General features: G+C 52.9%; 13 protein-coding genes. 6 read left to right on the top strand and 7 right to left on the bottom strand.

Going from position 1 to position 17,070, the window contains the following annotated elements:
• Positions 1–28: 28 nt before the first annotated feature.
• Positions 29–973: a sensor domain-containing diguanylate cyclase gene (locus NHM04_RS09580; RefSeq protein ID WP_254263570.1), complete on the bottom strand. Its 945-nt coding sequence runs from the start codon at positions 971–973 to the stop codon at positions 29–31.
• 95 nt (positions 974–1,068) lie between these two features.
• Positions 1,069–2,535, bottom strand: a complete 1,467-nt coding sequence (locus NHM04_RS09575) for a hypothetical protein (protein WP_254263569.1) — start codon at positions 2,533–2,535, stop codon at positions 1,069–1,071.
• A 455-nt stretch (positions 2,536–2,990) separates the two neighbouring features.
• Between NHM04_RS09575 and NHM04_RS09570 the strand changes: the two genes are divergently transcribed.
• Positions 2,991–5,084, top strand: coding sequence for a bifunctional diguanylate cyclase/phosphodiesterase (locus tag NHM04_RS09570; protein WP_254263568.1), 2,094 nt, complete (start codon positions 2,991–2,993; stop codon positions 5,082–5,084).
• Here NHM04_RS09570 and NHM04_RS09565 read toward each other — a convergent pair whose 3' ends face one another.
• Both NHM04_RS09565 and NHM04_RS09560 read right to left on the bottom strand, forming a co-directional pair.
• Positions 5,085–5,771 carry an HAD family phosphatase gene (locus NHM04_RS09565; RefSeq protein WP_254263567.1) on the bottom strand — a complete coding sequence of 229 codons (687 nt, stop codon included), beginning with the start codon at positions 5,769–5,771 and terminating at the stop codon, positions 5,085–5,087.
• Positions 5,768–6,562, bottom strand: a complete 795-nt coding sequence (locus NHM04_RS09560; RefSeq protein ID WP_254263566.1) for an AfsA-related hotdog domain-containing protein — start codon at positions 6,560–6,562, stop codon at positions 5,768–5,770. The genes NHM04_RS09565 and NHM04_RS09560 overlap by 4 nt, the downstream gene beginning before the upstream one ends.
• Before the next feature lie 165 nt (positions 6,563–6,727).
• Between NHM04_RS09560 and NHM04_RS09555 the strand changes: the two genes are divergently transcribed.
• From NHM04_RS09555 to NHM04_RS09545, 3 genes are read left to right on the top strand one after another with little or no spacing between them, the layout of a single operon-like run.
• Positions 6,728–7,495, top strand: coding sequence for an ABC transporter substrate-binding protein (locus NHM04_RS09555; RefSeq protein WP_254263565.1), 768 nt, complete (start codon positions 6,728–6,730; stop codon positions 7,493–7,495).
• Positions 7,495–9,084, top strand: a complete 1,590-nt coding sequence (locus NHM04_RS09550) for an ATP-binding protein (protein ID WP_254263564.1) — start codon at positions 7,495–7,497, stop codon at positions 9,082–9,084. Before NHM04_RS09555 ends, NHM04_RS09550 begins: the two co-directional genes overlap by 1 nt.
• Positions 9,041–9,475 carry a response regulator gene (locus NHM04_RS09545; protein WP_254263563.1) on the top strand — a complete coding sequence of 145 codons (435 nt, stop codon included), beginning with the start codon at positions 9,041–9,043 and terminating at the stop codon, positions 9,473–9,475. The genes NHM04_RS09550 and NHM04_RS09545 overlap by 44 nt, the downstream gene beginning before the upstream one ends.
• Positions 9,476–9,745: 270 nt before the next feature.
• On the opposite strand, the gene NHM04_RS09540 is transcribed toward NHM04_RS09545, so the two are convergent.
• The 3 genes from NHM04_RS09540 to NHM04_RS09530 form a co-directional block, all read right to left on the bottom strand.
• Complete coding sequence (locus NHM04_RS09540) at positions 9,746–10,192, bottom strand: DUF6491 family protein (RefSeq protein ID WP_254263562.1); 447 nt, start codon at positions 10,190–10,192, stop codon at positions 9,746–9,748.
• Between the two features lie 118 nt (positions 10,193–10,310).
• Entirely contained in the window at positions 10,311–13,193 is a 2,883-nt protein-coding gene (locus tag NHM04_RS09535) for a glycosyl hydrolase 115 family protein (RefSeq protein ID WP_254263561.1), read from the bottom strand.
• A 399-nt stretch (positions 13,194–13,592) separates the two neighbouring features.
• The gene (locus tag NHM04_RS09530; RefSeq protein ID WP_254263560.1) at positions 13,593–14,321 is read right to left on the bottom strand and encodes an NUDIX domain-containing protein; all 729 of its coding nucleotides are present in this window, start codon (positions 14,319–14,321) and stop codon (positions 13,593–13,595) included.
• Between the two features lie 269 nt (positions 14,322–14,590).
• On the opposite strand from NHM04_RS09530, the gene NHM04_RS09525 reads away from it, so the two are divergent.
• Positions 14,591–16,075, top strand: a complete 1,485-nt coding sequence (locus NHM04_RS09525; RefSeq protein WP_254263559.1) for a xylulokinase — start codon at positions 14,591–14,593, stop codon at positions 16,073–16,075.
• Between the two features lie 3 nt (positions 16,076–16,078).
• Positions 16,079–17,035, top strand: coding sequence for an aldose 1-epimerase (locus NHM04_RS09520; protein WP_254263558.1), 957 nt, complete (start codon positions 16,079–16,081; stop codon positions 17,033–17,035).
• Positions 17,036–17,070: the final 35 nt, after the last annotated feature.

The following is a 17,070-nucleotide window of genomic DNA, read 5'->3' as shown; positions in this document are numbered from 1 at the left end:
TAGCGCTAATCTTGTTGTGGGGCAAGGTTCAGCCAGCATTGACCATGCAGTTGCGACCTTGTTGTTTGGCGCGGTACAGCCGTTGATCCACCAAGTTGCTAAACGCTTTGATGCTGTCCTTATGGCTCGGAATAATAGTGCCCACGCCCTGACTCAAGGTAAGTACTTGGCTCACGGGGGAGTGTTGGTGAGGTATCTGCTGTTTAAATATTAGACTGCGGCAGCGTTCTGCGACTTTTTGCACAGCGTCGGCATCAGTTTCGGGAAGAATCAGCACAAACTCTTCGCCACCATAGCGGGCAAAAAAATCGCGCGGTCGGGTGGCGGCTTTGCTGAGGGTTTTGGCGACCTGTTTAAGACAGTCGTCTCCCTGAATATGCCCATAGTGATCGTTGTACTGCTTAAAAAAGTCGATGTCGAACAAGATCATCGACAACGGCTGTTGGTTGCGTCTGGCGTTGTTCCATTCCAGTTCGAGCACCGAGTCATACATGCGTCGATTGGCCACGCCCGTCAGCCCGTCCTGGAAGGACAGCTCTTCAAGCTCTTTTTGCAAATCAAACAGTTTGTTTTCTATTTTCTTGCGCTCACTGATATCGAACATAAACCCTACCAGCGACTCGACATTGCCGCTGGCGTCGCGAATAACGTGCACTACATCGCGGATCCAGATATAGCGCCCATCTTTGGTCTGCGCGCGATAATCCGCCTCATGGTCGGCGCCAGCCTTGGATTGGGACACGCAGTAGTCCACGGCCCAGTCGCGATCGTCGGGGTGCATGCGCTCGGCCCAGTCGTTAACGCTTTGCCAGCTGTCCTGGGGCCAGCCCAGCAGCTCTTCTATTTGTGGACCTATGTAGCTGAACGTCAGGGTTTGCCAGTCGATCTGCCAGGGAATAGCGCGGGTGGATTCCAGCAGGGTTTTATAAAAAGTCGCGTCGGGCAAATTGTGTGGTGTGTCCGTATCGGTCATGGCGGCGCTCCTCTGGGGGTATCGGCTGATACCCCCTATTTAACAATGGGTCTGCGAAAAGAATAGGCGCCTTGGGCGGGCAAGTAAATGGCCTGCTATGGCTTTAGGGGCCACTGACTATTACTGATAAACGCAATATGCGAGCCATCGGGCGACCAGCTGTGTACATTAAGACTGCCCTGGCCTCCATACAGGTAGCCGATCACCTGGGCATTGCCACCGGCTGCTGGCATTTGCCGTAAATACACATGCCGGTAAAAGGGGTGATCCTCCGAGTCGATCTCGGCGGCGTAGGAGATAAAAACCAGTGTTTCACCATCGGGTGATACGTGTGGAAACCAGTCATTGTATTCGTCAAATGTCAGCTGTTGCTGATCACTGCCATCGGCGCGCATGCGCCACAGTTGCATGGTGCCTGTGCGGTTGGAGTTAAAGTAAATGTAGCGGCCATCGGGGCTGTACTCTGCGCCGTCATCCAAGGTGGGGGTATCGGTGAGCTGGTGCTCTTCCCCGGTTTTTATAGCGACGGAGTAGATGTCGTACTGGCCCTTGCGATCGGCGGTAAATACCAGGGACTGATCATCTGGTGCAAAGCCATGCAGGTAAGAGTGTCCCACTCCCGGGTGGGTAACTTGCACGGGTTTGTCAGAGCCGCCCAGCGGCAGCGTGTAAATGGTTGAGCGGCCCTGTTCACTGACTGCGTGGTGGCTGATGCCAATGTGGCGACCATCCCATGAAAGTACGTGGTCGTTGTTATTGTCTTTGGCAAAGCCTGTTTCAATGGGCTCGATTGAATGGCTTCCCAGGTCAAAGCGGTAGAGTAAACCGTCGGAGTTGTAGATCAAGGCCTTGCCGTCGCGAGTCCAGTTGGGTGCCTGCAGTGAATTGGGGGCGCTGTGCAGTATCCGGCGGTTGAAGGTGCGCATGTCCATAACTTCCAGGTGGCTGCCAATGTAATCCTGGTAGGGGGTAAACCCCTCTGGGGCTGGCTTTATCAGGCGCAGGTTGTTGATCTCAACAGCGGGGCTACCGGGGGAGGCGCCTAGGCTCAAACCGGCAAACAGCGATGTCGGGAGATTTGAGTCTATACTGGATAGAATTTGCAGGGGTTCGCCAAAATGGGCCGCTGAAGTAATAAAGGTTTCCCCGCGGCGCTCAAGCTGCAGCACCATTGACGAGCTTGGTTGATTGAGGGCGCCTAGGTTGGTGTGGCTGGTACTGCTGGGATTGGCAGGTTGGTAAAAACGGGTTGTAGCCTCGCCCAGTGCATTGATGCCGGTAAGCAGATATTTGCTATCGGGATCTAAAGATTCGCGAACCTCCCAGCCAAATGTCTGTTGTTCGCCACTGTCAGTGGGCCAGTGGATTTGAGCGCGGACGATAAAATCACCCTCCAGGGGGTGCCAGGCAAGGCTTATCGCTTGGTCTTCTCGCGTCGCATCGGGTTCGCTAGCCCGCATGCGATAAGTTTGCCGCTCGGGCTCGAAGCTGAGACTGTTGGCCTCTGATGTGGGCTTGGCAATATGAGTGAACTGGCCGATGGAATTTGCGTGTGTTGCCATAGCTGTTATCGCTACCAGCCCCGCTATAACTTTAGTGGTCGTCATCGACAGGGGGCGCATCTGATCTCCTAGTTATTTTTCATTAAATTTTAAGGTTGCCTCAGAATGATCTATAGCGGTGCACTGCGCCAGTTTAATTTTGTTAGCGGCGGTTAAGCCGATAGAGTCCTCGGCTAATGCTTTTATTCAGGGTTTTTTCTGCTCGGATGAGGGCGCCTGTTGTGCTTAGAAAATAATCAAATAAGGGGCGGCAAGAGTAAAATGGCTGGTTAAAAATTTTGGCGTACACAGCTGCTCTATCTTGCCGGCAGCCCCGGCCCTACGCAATAAGTTGCGGTTTTTTGCTCGGTTGGTCGCAATTTCTTGTTTTGCGCGTTACATTAATCATTGGAAAATTCGTAAAGCCGGTAGTGAAACCAGAGTTTTAAAAGTGTAGAGGAATATAACAACGCATTATGGGAACTCCTCTGAAAGTACTGTTTGTGGAAGACTCGGAAGTTGATGCCGAATTGACAACGGCCGAGCTTGAGCGCGGTGGTTTTATTCCTGCGTCTCAGCTGGTGCAAACCTACGATGAAATGGCGGCGGCTCTGAGTGATGAATCTTGGGACGTCGTAATCTGTGACTACCGCATGCCACAGTTCAGTGCCGAACAAGCGTTGCAAACCGTTAAGGACTTCGGTTTGGACCTACCTTTTATTATTACCTCCGGCGCGGTCAGCGCGGAAGATGTCGTCAGCCTGTTAAAGCAGGGCGCCCATGATTTTATGGATAAGAGCGCCTTGGCAAGATTGGTCCCCGCTATCGAGAGAGAGATACGCGATGCTCAGGTAAGGCGCATCAAAAATGCCGCCGAGCGACGTGTGCAAGTACTGTCACAAGCGGTGGAGCAGAGCCCTGTGGCTATTGTGATAACCGACGACCAGGGCATTATAGAGTATGTAAACCCCTGTTTTGAGCAAAGTCTGGGCTACTCCAGCAGCGAGGCCATGGGGCAGCCTCTGGGTTTTACCTTTGCAGAGCAAGAATCGGTCGCGGCATTGGATAAATTGTGGCAAACCGGCTGCGGCGGACAGCCCTGGCGCGGCGAATTTGCCAGTCGAACTAAATCCGGGCAGTTGGTGTGGGAATTTATCAAGGTGACACCGCTGGTCGACAGTGAAAAAAATGTCGATCCCAGTCACTACTTGGCCGTAAAAGAGGACATTACGGTTCGTCTTAATTACGAACAGCAGCTGGTGCGTCAGGCGCATTATGACGATCTAACCGGGTTCGCCAACAGGGTCTTACTGATGGATCGTTTGACCCTGGCTTTAGAAAGCGCCAAGCGCAGTGGCAATAAAGTCGCTGTATTGGGGATTGATCTCGATCACTTTAAGAATGTTAACGACAGCTTAGGTCACAGTATTGGTGATACTCTGCTCAAAGAAGCGGCCGAGCGGCTATCCGAATGTGTGCGCGGCGGAGATACCCTGGCGCGAATGGGGGGCGACGAGTTTGTGGTGGTTATCCCCGAGTTGCAGGACTTGCGTGATGTTCACGAGGTAAGTAAAAAAATTCTGCGGCAGTTTAACTCCCCCTTTACTATCTTTGGTCGGGAGTATTTTGTCACCACAAGCCTAGGGATAGCCCTGTATCCCGACGATGGCACAAACCCTCACTTATTGTTACGCAATGCTGATTTGGCGATGTATCAGGCAAAGGATCAGGGGCGCAATCGCTACTGCTTTTTTACCGAAGAGATTAATACCGCCTTACTTGATCGTTTGGAGTTAGAGGCCAACCTGCGGTATGCGGTAGTGCGTGATCAGTTGCACGTGCATTACCAGCCTATTGTTGATTTGCAAACTAACCGCGCGGTGGGAGTGGAAGCGCTGGTGCGCTGGCGTCAACGAGATGAAACACTGCGCATGCCGGGAGACTTTATTCCCCTGGCAGAAGAAATCGGGGTGGTGCAAGAAATTGATAGCTGGGTCTTGCACACGGCATTGCGGCAAGTGACTCAGGTGTTGAGTGATGCGAAAGAGCTTGTGCGTGTGGCACTGAATATATCGCCAAAGCAGCTGCAGGTAGAGAGGTTTTCAGAGCTTGTAACGGCCACCCTGGCCGAATTTGACATGCGCCCAGAACAGCTGGAGCTGGAGATTACCGAACGCATTTTAATGGAAGATACCCAAGTTACCCGAGAGAATCTGGAGCAGCTGGGTGCTATGGGGGTGCGACTATCAATAGATGATTTTGGTACCGGTTATTCTTCGTTAGGTTATTTACAAAAATATCCTTTTACCACCTTAAAGGTAGATCGCAGTTTTGTCTCTAATATAAGTAGAAGCGAAAGCGCAAAAAGGTTGATAGAAACTATTGTCAGCCTGGCCCACGGTTTGGGAATGGAAGTGGTGGCGGAAGGCGTAGAAACAGAGCCTGAGTTGGAATTTATTCGCTCAGTGGGGTGCGATCTAGCGCAGGGGTATTTGCTGGGTCGCCCCGCTCCACTGATGAGTCTGCAGGGACTTATTCAAAAAGCTCCCGCTGAGCGGGAGCAAGACTGACTAGTCGGGCTGGATAATGCTCCAGCCCAATTTCTTAGCTTGAGCTTCTAATTCCCGTCCCCCTGCAATAACCACCGGATGTCCTACCAGTGCTAGCATGGGGAAATCCGAAATGTCATCGCCATAGGCATAGCAATTTTCCGGATTGACAGATCGCTGCGATAGAAACTCCTTGACCTGCCTCTCCTTACCCTCGCCAATCATCACCGGCGGGTTAATTCGTCCGGTATATTTCTGACCTACCACCTCCAAATCTGTGGCAAGTATGTGTTTAATGTTTAAGTCTCTGGCAATTGGATCTAAAAGCGCGGGAAAAGAACCGGAGACAAAGACACACAAATGCCCCAGAGTCTGGTGATGTTGCAGGCGTTGCAGAACCCGTGCGCGATAAAAGCTTTGCCTACTGTGAAAAAAATTAAACCACTGTCTGGCAAGATCCTCTACCTGTGCTACAGAGCGGCCAGAAAAGCTTTGATAGTAAGCTTCATTGAGAGACTTCCAGCAGCAGTTTTCCTCCTTTAGCTTGGCGAGAATACGCTGGAAATCTCGCTCCTTGATAGGATCGGGATGTTGTTGAAACCACAAGTTCTGAAAGCTGAGCATGCTTTTATTGGAGATAAGCGTGTCGTCCACATCAAAGAATGCAACCGCTTGGGGGGAGTGGTGATCTCTCTTGCGAGGTCTCATGCCTGATCCTCCTCTGCGGCTGAAAGTTGATGAGTGATATCAGTGAGATAATTGACGTGGCGCTTTTGCGCTGCAATGGCCTGGCGGTTCTCCTGACTGAAAATGCGTTTCTTTTCGACAGCTGCTATCTGAAACTGCAAGTGAGATACACAGGTTCCACATTGCACAACGTCAGCCTCTATAGTCAGACTAATCTTTTTGGGAAGATCCAGTTTTTTGGCAGTTACGGTACACAAAATACTGGCAGGAAGAGGAAAGGAGAAGTTATTGTACTGAACCGCCATCTTATTCAGGACAAATGCATAGTCACCGCTGCTTTCTGCCAGATAATAGGCTTCAGTTATAGCGACCGTCGCCTGACGTACGGCTTCAATCAGCAGCATCCCCTGAACATGCTGGCCACTTTGATGGTCCTGCATAAGCTCCCCGTCTTCATCGATCAATAAATGCAGCTGAAATATGTCCTCTGCCATTCTCGCCGGTGATGAAATAAGCGTATTTTCGATCTGGTGCTTGTGACTAAGCTTAACTGGGGCACGAGCTGGCAGTTGCCGCCATAGGCTGAAATCAAATTGAGCGTGGCGAGCTAGGTTGTCAGCTTGCTCTAGAATTTGCCTCACACATTGATCGCCTAACCCTTGGCCAGGTACTAACTTAATTCGGCCAGAAAAAGGGAGAAGGTGCTGGGGCAGCGCCAGGAGCCCCAGCAGCTGAGTTTTGGTGATAACGTCTTTGCCTTGCGCGTAAGCTGCGAACTTGTCGCCAACCACTAATATAACGGATGCGTTCATAGTAAGTTACCTATATAAAGGGAAGGAATGGTGATACATTGAAGCTGCTCAAAGCAGCGTGGACTCGCGGGAAGCGACAGCAAGTTGCGCCCCTTACGAGTCTTTTAGGTATATCGGCGCCTGACTGGCGTCGCCAGTGAGTAGATGCCCCGAATAAGAGGGTGAATGAATAAAGATAAGGGTATTGTGGTGAGACAGTTTGGTGTTTTATTTGGTGTTATGAAGGCCGCGCTGGTGGCAGTTGGGTTACTGTGGGGCGCTAAGAGCCTTGCCGAGCCGGTAACGTTAAAATTTATTTCACTAGAGGTTGCGCCCTGGGGGTGGCAGGATGCCGACAGCGGTGAGATGAAAGGCGCGTTTATAGAAATGGTGAAAGCTCTACGCGAACGCGTGGATGCGGATATTGAAGTATCACTAACGCCTTTTGCCCGAGTGGATAGGGAGCTGGAACTGGGCAGTCACGACTGTACAATTCTGGTTCCCCGCAGTGAAGAGTTTGTGACCGCGGGTGAGCTGGTGGCCTATCACGACATTGGTGTGGTGCCAGCAAAAAATGTTGAGCTTCCCGATTATTCCGCGTTAGAAGGAAAAAAAGTGGCCCTGATTCGCGGCTCCAGCATTACTCCACAGTTCGATACAGATGAATCTTTTATTAAGGTTCTCGACACCGACTACCTGATGTCTTTGCGTAAATTGGCGCGCGCAAGGGTAGACGCGATTGCCGGTGCAATACCTACGATTCGCTATTTGGCGGACAATAACAATCTGGGTGACAAACTGGGTCAGCCGCTAAAACTTGCCGACGTTCCCTTGCGCTTACAGTGCTCCAATAAATCCCCTCACCTGCAGCTTTTACCAACACTTAACCGCGCTATTGCCGAGATGAAAGCGCAAGGGGTAATCGACCGCATTAAGTCGCAGTACTATTTCTAATGGCCGAATTCTGGAAAAAACGCAAGCTTTCCGAATTGCGCCTAGCGCTGGAGCGCCGGGGAATTGGTCGACGCTTACTGGTCAGCATAATTTTGTTCAGCTCTTTGGTTACGCTGATCGCTACAGGAGTTCAGTTATTTACCGACTACAAACGCGATCTAGGCTTAATTAAGAGCCGCTTAGTTGACATTGAAAGCAGCTACATCGGCAGCATAGGCGCCAGTCTTTGGAATCTGGATGTGACCCAGCTGCGCCTGCAGCTGGACGGCATCCGCCAGCTTCCCGATATTTCCGCGGTCGCCGTATATGAGATGGGCGATAGCAGTAGCAGCCCTATTGTGATCGAATCCGGGGAGTTTACCGAAGTTAATACCATTGTCAGGGATTACAAAATTGTGCGTCAGTTTCCCTCCCAGGAGCGCACCATCGGTGTGTTGCGGGTGCAGGCTTCGCTTGAGCAATTGTATGCAAGGTTGTGGGACAAGGCGGTCGTCATTCTGCTGAGCCAGACGATAAAGACTTTTTTGGTGTCAATGTTTATTCTTTTGATGTTTTATCGTTTGGTTACGGTTCATTTGGGGCATATAGCGCGCCACTTGTCGGCCTTTAACCTCTCCACTCCGGGACCGGCTTTGCGACTTAATCGTCGCGCCGCTCGTGAACCAGATGAACTCGACTTGGTGGTTGATTCGTTTAACGATCTGACTCAAAAACTGCAGGATGCTCACGATCATATGCGCCAGGTAAATCTGGCGCTTGCCGACGACATTGTCGCCCGACGACGCGCGGAGAAAGAGGTGTCGCATCTCAACGCGGTGCTGGAGGAACGGGTGGCGCAGCGCACTTCGGAGCTGGAAGCGGCCAACGGTGAGCTGGCAAGTTTTTGCTATTCTGTCTCGCACGATTTGCGTGCCCCTCTGCGGCGCATTGAAGGCTTTCGCCGTATTCTCGCGGAGCAGGTGGCGCCCGATTACAGCGATAAGCAGCGCCACTACCTACAGCGTATTGAGGCAGGGGTGCAGGAAATGAGCGAAATGATCGACAGTTTTTTGCAGTTGTCGCGGGCCACGCAGGGCGAGCTTTATGTGGCCACCGTTAATCTGTCGGACTTTGTCTCAAGCGCCATTGCTGAACTGCGGGCCCAGCACCCTGAGCGACAGCTCGAGGTGAGCATAGAAGACAACATTTGCGTTGAGGCCGATGCGCGTTTTGTCCGGATGCTATTGAATAACTTGGTTCACAACGCCTGGAAATACACCAGTAAAGAGCCTCGGGCTCTTATTGAGTTCGGCAGACTTAATGCGCAGCAAGATGTTCCGGTCTATTTTGTGCGTGACAATGGCGCCGGTTTTGATATGCGCTATGCGAGTCGGTTATTCTCCCCTTTTACCCGGCTGCATAAGAGTAGTGAATTTGAAGGTATGGGTATCGGTCTGGCTACCGTGCAGCGTATAGTGGCACGACACGGTGGTCGGGTATGGGCCGAGTCGCGGCCCGGCGAGGGAGCGATTTTTTATTTTACTTTTTGGGATAGGAACAAGGACAGTGGACAGGGACACGATATTGCTGGTGGAAGACAACCCGGATGAAGCGGAACTGGCGCAATTGGCTTTTGCGCGACTTGATTCCTGTTACGATTTGCAAATCGTCACTAACGGTGAAGAGGCATTGGACTTTTCCTTTGCCTCCGGCCGCTATGAACACAGGCCCGCAGAGCGCAAGCCGGGTTTAATTTTGTTGGATATCGATTTGCCGCAAATCAGCGGCTTTGATGTGTTGCGCACGCTGCGCGCCTCGTCCAGCTACAGCCATACGCCAATTGCCATGCTAACCACTTCGGATGAGCGCGATGATATCGCTCATGGGTATGCGCTGGGCGCCAGTAGCTACCTGCAAAAGCCGCTGGATTTTGAGGGGTTTGCTCAGCTTCTGCAGGCTGTCAGCCACTATTGGTTACGCCTGAATACCCGAATCCACTAGGGCCTGTTAACACTAATTAAATGCGCCTGCTGGAAGCCAGTTTTGTCTCCAGCTAGGCGTCGTGAGCACAGTTTGGTTATTCCAAATAAGCGATCGGCAACAACGCTGGGGGCAAAACTGGCTCCAGCCCTTCGGGTTGCGGCTAAAAATCCGCCACTCTGCGTTGCTCGTCGTTCATTTGGAATAACCAAACCACTCTCCTCGCGCCTTGATTGGCAAATTTTTAGTCGCAACAGGCTGCATTTAATTAGTGTTAACAGGCCCTAAGACTCAATTGTCCTGCGCTTTTTTTATCTCGGCTTGCTTTGCCAACGCCTGCTCGTGGGCGGCAAAGGCTTCGCTGCGATCCTCAAACTCAAAGATACTGCGAATAGTGCAATTGTCGCCACCGGTGCGCACACTGTCCATGCCACCGCCGCAAACCTCGGCAAAACGCTGCTCAAAAATGGCCCGCGTGGATACCTCTAGGTTGGTGCAGCCGGGCAGCACCGTGGCCAAATAGTATTTGTTAAAAGCGTCAATGGAAATTACATTTTTTTCCAGTACGCCATAACCGCGAATGTCGCCGGCATCGATACAGGCGCGGCCGTTTTGGCCGGTAGTGTCCTGCAAAATAGAACTTATATTGGTGGATGGGCCGCCGGTAGTGCTGCAGCCGCTGAGACCGGCTGCGAATACACAAGATGCCAGGATGCGAATAAGAGTTTGCTGTTCCATAGAAGTCTCTCGTTAGCTTGCCAATGGGTGTTTGAAGTCTCTCAGTATAGTCGGCACTGAAGCAAAAAAAACCCGGCGCAGGGCCGGGCAAAGTTCCTGAGGTTGCTACAGGGTAGGGTTAGCGGTGGTAACTGGGCGCGGGCCCCAGGTAGCTGGGTTTCAGGCCACCGGTATCGATAATCAATTTCTGCAGTGTCACGCCCGGGTCTATGGCGTAAATGCGCAGGGTGTGCTGACCGGGTTGCTCCAGGCTATGGTTTGTAGTCGCGATTCGGGCCCCTTGGCGCACGGCCTCTTGCCAGGCACTGTGGGAAAGGTCACTGAGAATATCCACAATTTCGGGTTCTTGATCGTCTATAGCAACCGCGTAGCGCAAACCGCGCCCCGGAACAAAATTGAGGCTTGGCGCGAAGATACCTTTTACCGTTATTTCGCCTGCCTCAAACAGATAGAAATCGTATTCCACCCAAGGCGCGTGCTGCAGATCCTCAAAACTTGTGTCGGTCACTGGGAAGGTGGAGATGGAAGAACCGGTATGACCGTGCAGCGGTATTTCCTGCCAGTCGATACCGTCGGCCGGTTGCTTGGCGGTGTAGTTTGCCGGTTCAATGGCGATAACACCGTTTGCCTCTATAAACCCTTTCACCTTGGCGCGTGTATCAAGATCGGGGAGGAAGGATTCGACTTTCACTTTCGCCCCGCCCCAGCCGGTGCCCTTAATAAACACATGACCGGTATGGCGGCCCACGGGGGCCTCTCGCCAGTTGATACTGACCAGCAAACGCTCGCCGGTGGTGATTTCACCCTCGGTTTGGCTGATGCTGATCCAGGGCTCGCTGGGTTCGGCGGTAAAGGCAAACGGCGCTGTGCCTTTGTTGTAGATGTCGATGTAATGGCTGGTGGCGCCATAGGGGCTGAACTCTGGCAGTGCCAGGTTGCCGGTGGCGGGCCAGCTCTGGGCCTGCCCTTCAACCGCCACACCCATATCCGGCTGGTCGTGAGGTTGGTAGCGATAGGTGACCGGCAGGGTGTTAGCGGGCGGATTATTCCAGTGGGTGTAGCCAATATGGGTTTGGCTCATAAAATGATTCCACTTGCCGTGGTTAATGCTGTGATAGCGCTCGCTGAGTGCGGCATCGGCGGCAAACAGTTCCTCAACCCGTTCGGCATACTCGTTGGCGTTGGCGCGACCCTGTTCCGCGTACAGCCGGTTTTTGGCGGTGTTGCTGTACAGCTCGTGAATTATGGTGGTCGCTTTGATGGGGTGTAACACCAGTTGGAAAAAGGCATCCTGATATTGGCTGGGGATTTTTTGGTAAATCGTTTCGGCCTTTTCCAGCAGCCCTGCCAGCTCTGCACTGATGCGATCCGCTTCGCGATAGTTCAGTTGGCTGTAGGTTTCCGGGCTCATCAGTTCGGGTTTACGGCGCCCGTTCTGGCGAGTGTAGCCGGTGATAATATCTTCGATGTCGGCGGCGTACTCGGCGCCGAATTCGCGCTCGGCCCACAGCTTACCAAACTCTTCCAGGCGCTCTTTGGGCCACTCACTTGGGTCCCAGGCCAGGCGCAGGAAAAACTCGGTGGGAAATTCCTGGGGCTTTAAATCGCCGACATTAACAATCCAAATCTTTTTCGCGTCAAAGGCGTCGGCCAGGTTCATTTGCTCCCATATTTTGGCGATGGGGGTTACATTCATCCAGCGATAGGAGCGAGGGCCGCCGACATAATCGAAGTGGTAGTAAACACCGGCACCGCCTTCGCGTTCGCGCTCTTCGGGGGTGGGCAAGCGGCGCACATTGCCCCAGTTGTCGTCGGCCCACAACAGGGTGACGTCATCGGGCACTCGCATACCGTCTTCGTAGTAACCCTGCACCTCTTTGTACAAAGCCCAGACTTGCGGAATCTCGCTTAGGTCGCGCTCGAAAACATCGTCCAGAATTTCCCGCTGGTCGGCGACAATTTTTTCCAGCAGATCAATATTTTGCTCGTCACTCATGGGGGTGTCGGCCTGACCGCGCATACCCAAGGTGTAGATGGAGTCGTAGGGTTTGTTGCGTTTAGCCCCCTGGACCCAAAAGTCGTACAGTTTTTCCGGGTTGCGCTCGTAATCCCAGGGGCCTTCGCCGTAGCGGTTCCACTCCTTATCGGCGCGCATCATGGGTTCATGGTGCGAGGTGCCCATAAAAATGCCGTATTCGTGGGCGCGCACCATGTTCAGCGGGTCGTCGTCATTGAAGGCGTTGTTCCACATGGCGGGCCAGAGGTAGTTGGCCTTGAGACGGGTGAGTAGCTCGAAGACTTTTTCGTAAAACTCGTGGTTGTAGCCGCCGAACTTTTCGTGAGCCCAGCCAGTTAGGGCGGGCGCCTCATCGTTAAGGAAAATGCCCCGATACTTCACTTCTGGGTAGTCGGCTACTTTCAAGTCGCCGTCGAGGTAAATATTGTTTCGCTTGTGAACCGGCACATCGGCCCACCAATACCAAGGGGAGACACCGATTTGTTCACTTAACTCGTAAATGCCGTAGGCGACCCCGCGCCGGTCGGTGCCGGCGATTACCAGGGCTTGTTCGATGTGGGCGTTTGGCTGCTCGACCATCTGGATCACGTAGCCCTCCCAGCGATTGGCAATTGCTTGAGTGTCCAGCTTGCCTTCGGCAATCAGTGCATCAATTAGCGGGTTGGTACCGATTTGGCCGGCGATAACAGCGTGTTTAACTGAGCCTTTTAAGGTGTTTAATTGGTCGAGTGTGGTCAGTTGGGGGCGCTGCTCGCTCACCCGCTCGATATCTGCCTGCAGGTTTTTTAAGGCGATGGTCACTGCGGCATCGGCCTGGGCGTAATGCAACAGGGGCGCACTTTGCTCGCGGTGCACCAATGGGAAGCTGTTGCCCCCTTGGGTGTCGCTGACAAAGCTGGGGTTGCCCAGTGCTAACACGCTCTGGGGTATGGCTAGGATCGAGAGTAGTCCCGCGGCAGTCGATAATTTATTAATAATATTCATAATCTAAGTCGATCGCTAAAATAACACCGTTTACCGCACCCTCATTTTACTCGTGCAGATCACATTGCGCCCGCAAGCTTGCCGGGCCTGAGGTTCAGACAGCGGCGGCAGTCTCGGCATGGCCTCTTGGGTATTATCTATTCTTGCCTTTGAGCTCAGCTGCCACTGATGATGTGTTGTGGCGTTGGCGGCCACACGGTGATCACTGTTAATGGAATAGCAGGCTTTTGCATGCTTCTTATAGTCTTAAAAACTATAACCTAAACTAAAATCATGCAAGCTACAACCCCTGATAGCGGTTGTGCAGAGATTTGTCCGTGGTGGGGCGGGGATAAGTGCAGAGGAGGGGGTGTAGTCAGCCCAATGCCGATGGCGCTATAGCTATTGGGCGTCAAGTGGTTAAATTTCGAAAGAGAAGCCTTTTTCCGTCAGCGCCTGGTAGGCGTCTTCGTCAAAGCGGTAGAGCTTGGCAGCGCGGTGGGCCACACCTTGTTGCTTTTCGTCGCAGCTGGCCAGTAAGTTCATTTTCATGATTTTGCGGCGAAAGTTAGGTTTATCCAGTTTGGTGTCTAAAATGCCCTCGTAAAGCTCTTGTAACTGCAGCAGGGTAAATTTCTCCGGCAACAGGTTGAAACCGATAGGGCGCCGGCGCACTTCTTGTTGCAGGTGTTGGATGCCGAAATTGATAATTTCTTTATGGTCGAAAATCAGCTCCGGCAGCTCGTGAATGCCAAACCAGCAGGCTTCGGTGGCGTCGTTGCCGGCCACTACCTTGTAGTCTTCGGCACTTACCAGGGCGTAATAGGCTACGGTTACCACACGTTCGGAGGGGAAGCGATCTACCCGGCCGAAGGTTTTCAGTTGCTCTAGGTAGAGATCGGTCACCCCGGTTAGCGCATGCAGGTGGCGGGTGGCGGCGTCGCGCAGGTTTTCGTCGTAGCGAATCCAGCCGCCAGGCAGCGCCCACTGTCCCTTGCTGATACCCACTTTATGCTTGATCAGCAGAATATCTAGCTTGCCGTGATCGAGGCCAAAAATAAGGTTATCGATGGATAGCGCCTTGATGACGTTGTCCGGGGTAAACGAAGGTTCGACGTGGCTGCTATAAGACTGGCTGGTATCTGACACGGTGGTTTTGCCTGTAGTAAAACGCTAAAACTTACAATTGTTTAAATATGGTAATCATTTTGTATTTGATTTCTTGTGGTCGAATATACCATATTACAACACTGGATGATTGCCGGCGGGGTAATTTGGACGAAACCGGTACAAAATTCAAGCGAAAAGTCTTGTGGTCATTGAGACAATAAGCTAGGATGCGCACACTAAAGATTTATAGTATCGCCATTTCCGCTCAGGCGGCGCGCTGATAACAACGATTATATAAGTGGAGAGTCATGTTATTTCTAGGATTAGATATTGGTAGTTCGTCAACCAAACTCGCTGTGATTGATGGCGACACCGGGCTGACCAAGGCGGCGGTTACTCACCCCGAAAGCGAACTGGAAATTAGCAGCCCTGAGGCGGGGTTTGCCGAGCAGAACCCGCAAACATGGTGGGATTGCGTCACCGCCGGCTTGGCGAAAATTGCCGCGAAGGGCATTGATCTAAAAGAGATCAGGGCTATCGGTATCTCTTATCAGATGCACGGCCTGGTGTTGGTGGACAGTCAGCAGCAGGTGTTGCGCCCGGCTATTATCTGGTGCGATTCACGGGCAGTGCCCTACGGCCAGAGTGCGTTAGAGGCCCTGGGGGATGAGTACTGCTACGGTCACTTACTGAATTCACCGGGTAATTTTACCGCCGCCAAGTTGCGCTGGGTGCAAGAGAACGAGCCCGAGTTGTTTGCCCGCATCGATAAGGCCATGCTGCCCGGTGACTATATTGCTATGAAGCTTTCCGGCGAGCTGACTACCTCTGCCTCGGGTTTGTCTGAGGGCACCTTTTGGGATTACCAGAAACGCGCTCCGGCCGATAAATTAATGGCCCATTGGGGCATGGATACGGCTTTGTTGCCACCTCTGGTGCCCAATATCGGCGAGCAGTGCCGCGTCAGTGATGCGGTGGCTGCCGAGCTGGGACTGGCGCCGGGCACGCTTATTAGCTACCGCGCCGGGGATCAGCCCAACAATGCCTTTAGTTTGAATGTGCTTGAGCCGGGTGAGGTCGCGGCTACTGCGGGCACCTCGGGTGTGATTTACGGCGTCACCGATAAAGACGTGGCGGATGTGAAATCCCGGGTTAACACTTTTGTCCATGTCACGGATACTGAAGCGCAAAAACGCAATGGCGTACTGGTGTGTGTGAACGGTACTGGCCGCCTTTACAGCTGGCTGCGACAAATGCTGACGGCGGGGGGAGATATCAGTTACCCCCATCTAAATGAACTGGCGGCGCAAATTCCTGTGGGCAGTGATGGTTTGGTGTTTCACCCCTTTGGCAACGGCGCCGAACGGATTTTCCAAAACCGTAACCTGGGCGGCCATATTCGCAATATCGATTTTAACCGGCACGGCTTGGGTCACATGGTGCGCGCTGCGCAAGAGGGCATTGTGTTTGCTCTCAATCAGGGCTTTGACGTGCTCAAAGAGCTGGGCGGCAGCTGCGAAGTGATTAAAGTGGCCAAGGGCAATATGTTTTTAAGCCAGGTGTTTGCCGAAACCTTTGCCAATACCACTCAGGCGGCGGTCGAACTTTACGATACCGACGGTGCTGCGGGCGCCGCCCGAGGCGCCGCCCTGGGCTCGGGGTTTTACGCCTCGGGCAAAGAGGCCTTTGGCGGGCTTGAGAAGGTTGCCATCATCGAGCCCGATAGCAGCCGTGCCAACGAGTACCAGCAGGCCTACGGTGCCTGGCAAAAAGCGTTGGCGGATTTAGGCTAGCTTATGGCAGGTGGTGAGCAACAATCAGGCCCTCTGATCTCAGAGTCAGCCCCGCTGGTCTTAGAGGCGGGTGAAGCCCGCCTGAGTTTGGAGCCAGGTTACGGCGGCATGATTAACGAATTGATTGTGCCAACGCTGCACGGCGCTCGCAATGTGATTGCAGGTATCGAGCGCAGTGAATGTGCCTCTAACCCCGGCTATAGGGGTGCGGTGTTATTTCCTTTTCCCAATCGTTTGCGCGATGGTCGCTATCACTTTGGCGGTCGGGAGCTGATGTTTGCCGTTAATGAGGCTGACTTAAACAATGCTCTGCACGGCTTTTTGCATCGCACCCCCGCCAAAGTGGCAAAGCAAACAACCGCTGGCGATATCAGTAGCGCCACTTTGGTCTACGCTGTGGATGGCAGCGAACCCGGTTACCCGTTTAAGGCCGAGGTGCGCATGGTCTATCAGCTAAGTGCTGAGGGTGCGCTGCGGGTGGAAATGATGGTTGAGAATCTGGATTCGCAACCCATTCCGGTCGGTTTGGGTTGGCATCCCTATTACACCCTGGGCGAGTCCATCGACAATTGCTCGCTGCAATTGCCAGAGGTGGAGCGCGTGTTGGTGGATGCTCGACTGTTGCCGACCGGAGAGCGTGTGGTGGATTCACGCTTTCATGCCGCGGTTAATTTGGCTGGGGTTGAGCTGGATAATTGTTTTGTTTTGGGGCCGGAGGCGACACAAGCCTCGGCGGTTTTTGCAAGCGAGAGCGGCGGGTTTGGTTTGCAGTTGTGGCAGCAAACAGGGCCCCGCGGTTTGAATTTTATGCAGGTGTACACGTCGCCCGATCGCAAGTCGCTAGCGGTCGAGCCCATGAGCTGCGGTATCGATGCATTTAATACTGGTGAAGGGTTGGTGGTTATAAAACCCGGCCAGGTCTATAGCGGCGTATTTGGTGTACGCGTTTACGAGGTTTAAGCCTCTCGTCACTATTAATTTTGCGGCGCTTTTCA

The organism is Gilvimarinus sp. DA14 (genome assembly GCF_024204685.1).
GTDB lineage: Bacteria > Pseudomonadota > Gammaproteobacteria > Pseudomonadales > Cellvibrionaceae > Gilvimarinus.
The sequence above is the reverse complement of the archived record's forward strand: the minus strand, read 5'-3'. Positions and strand labels throughout refer to the sequence as shown.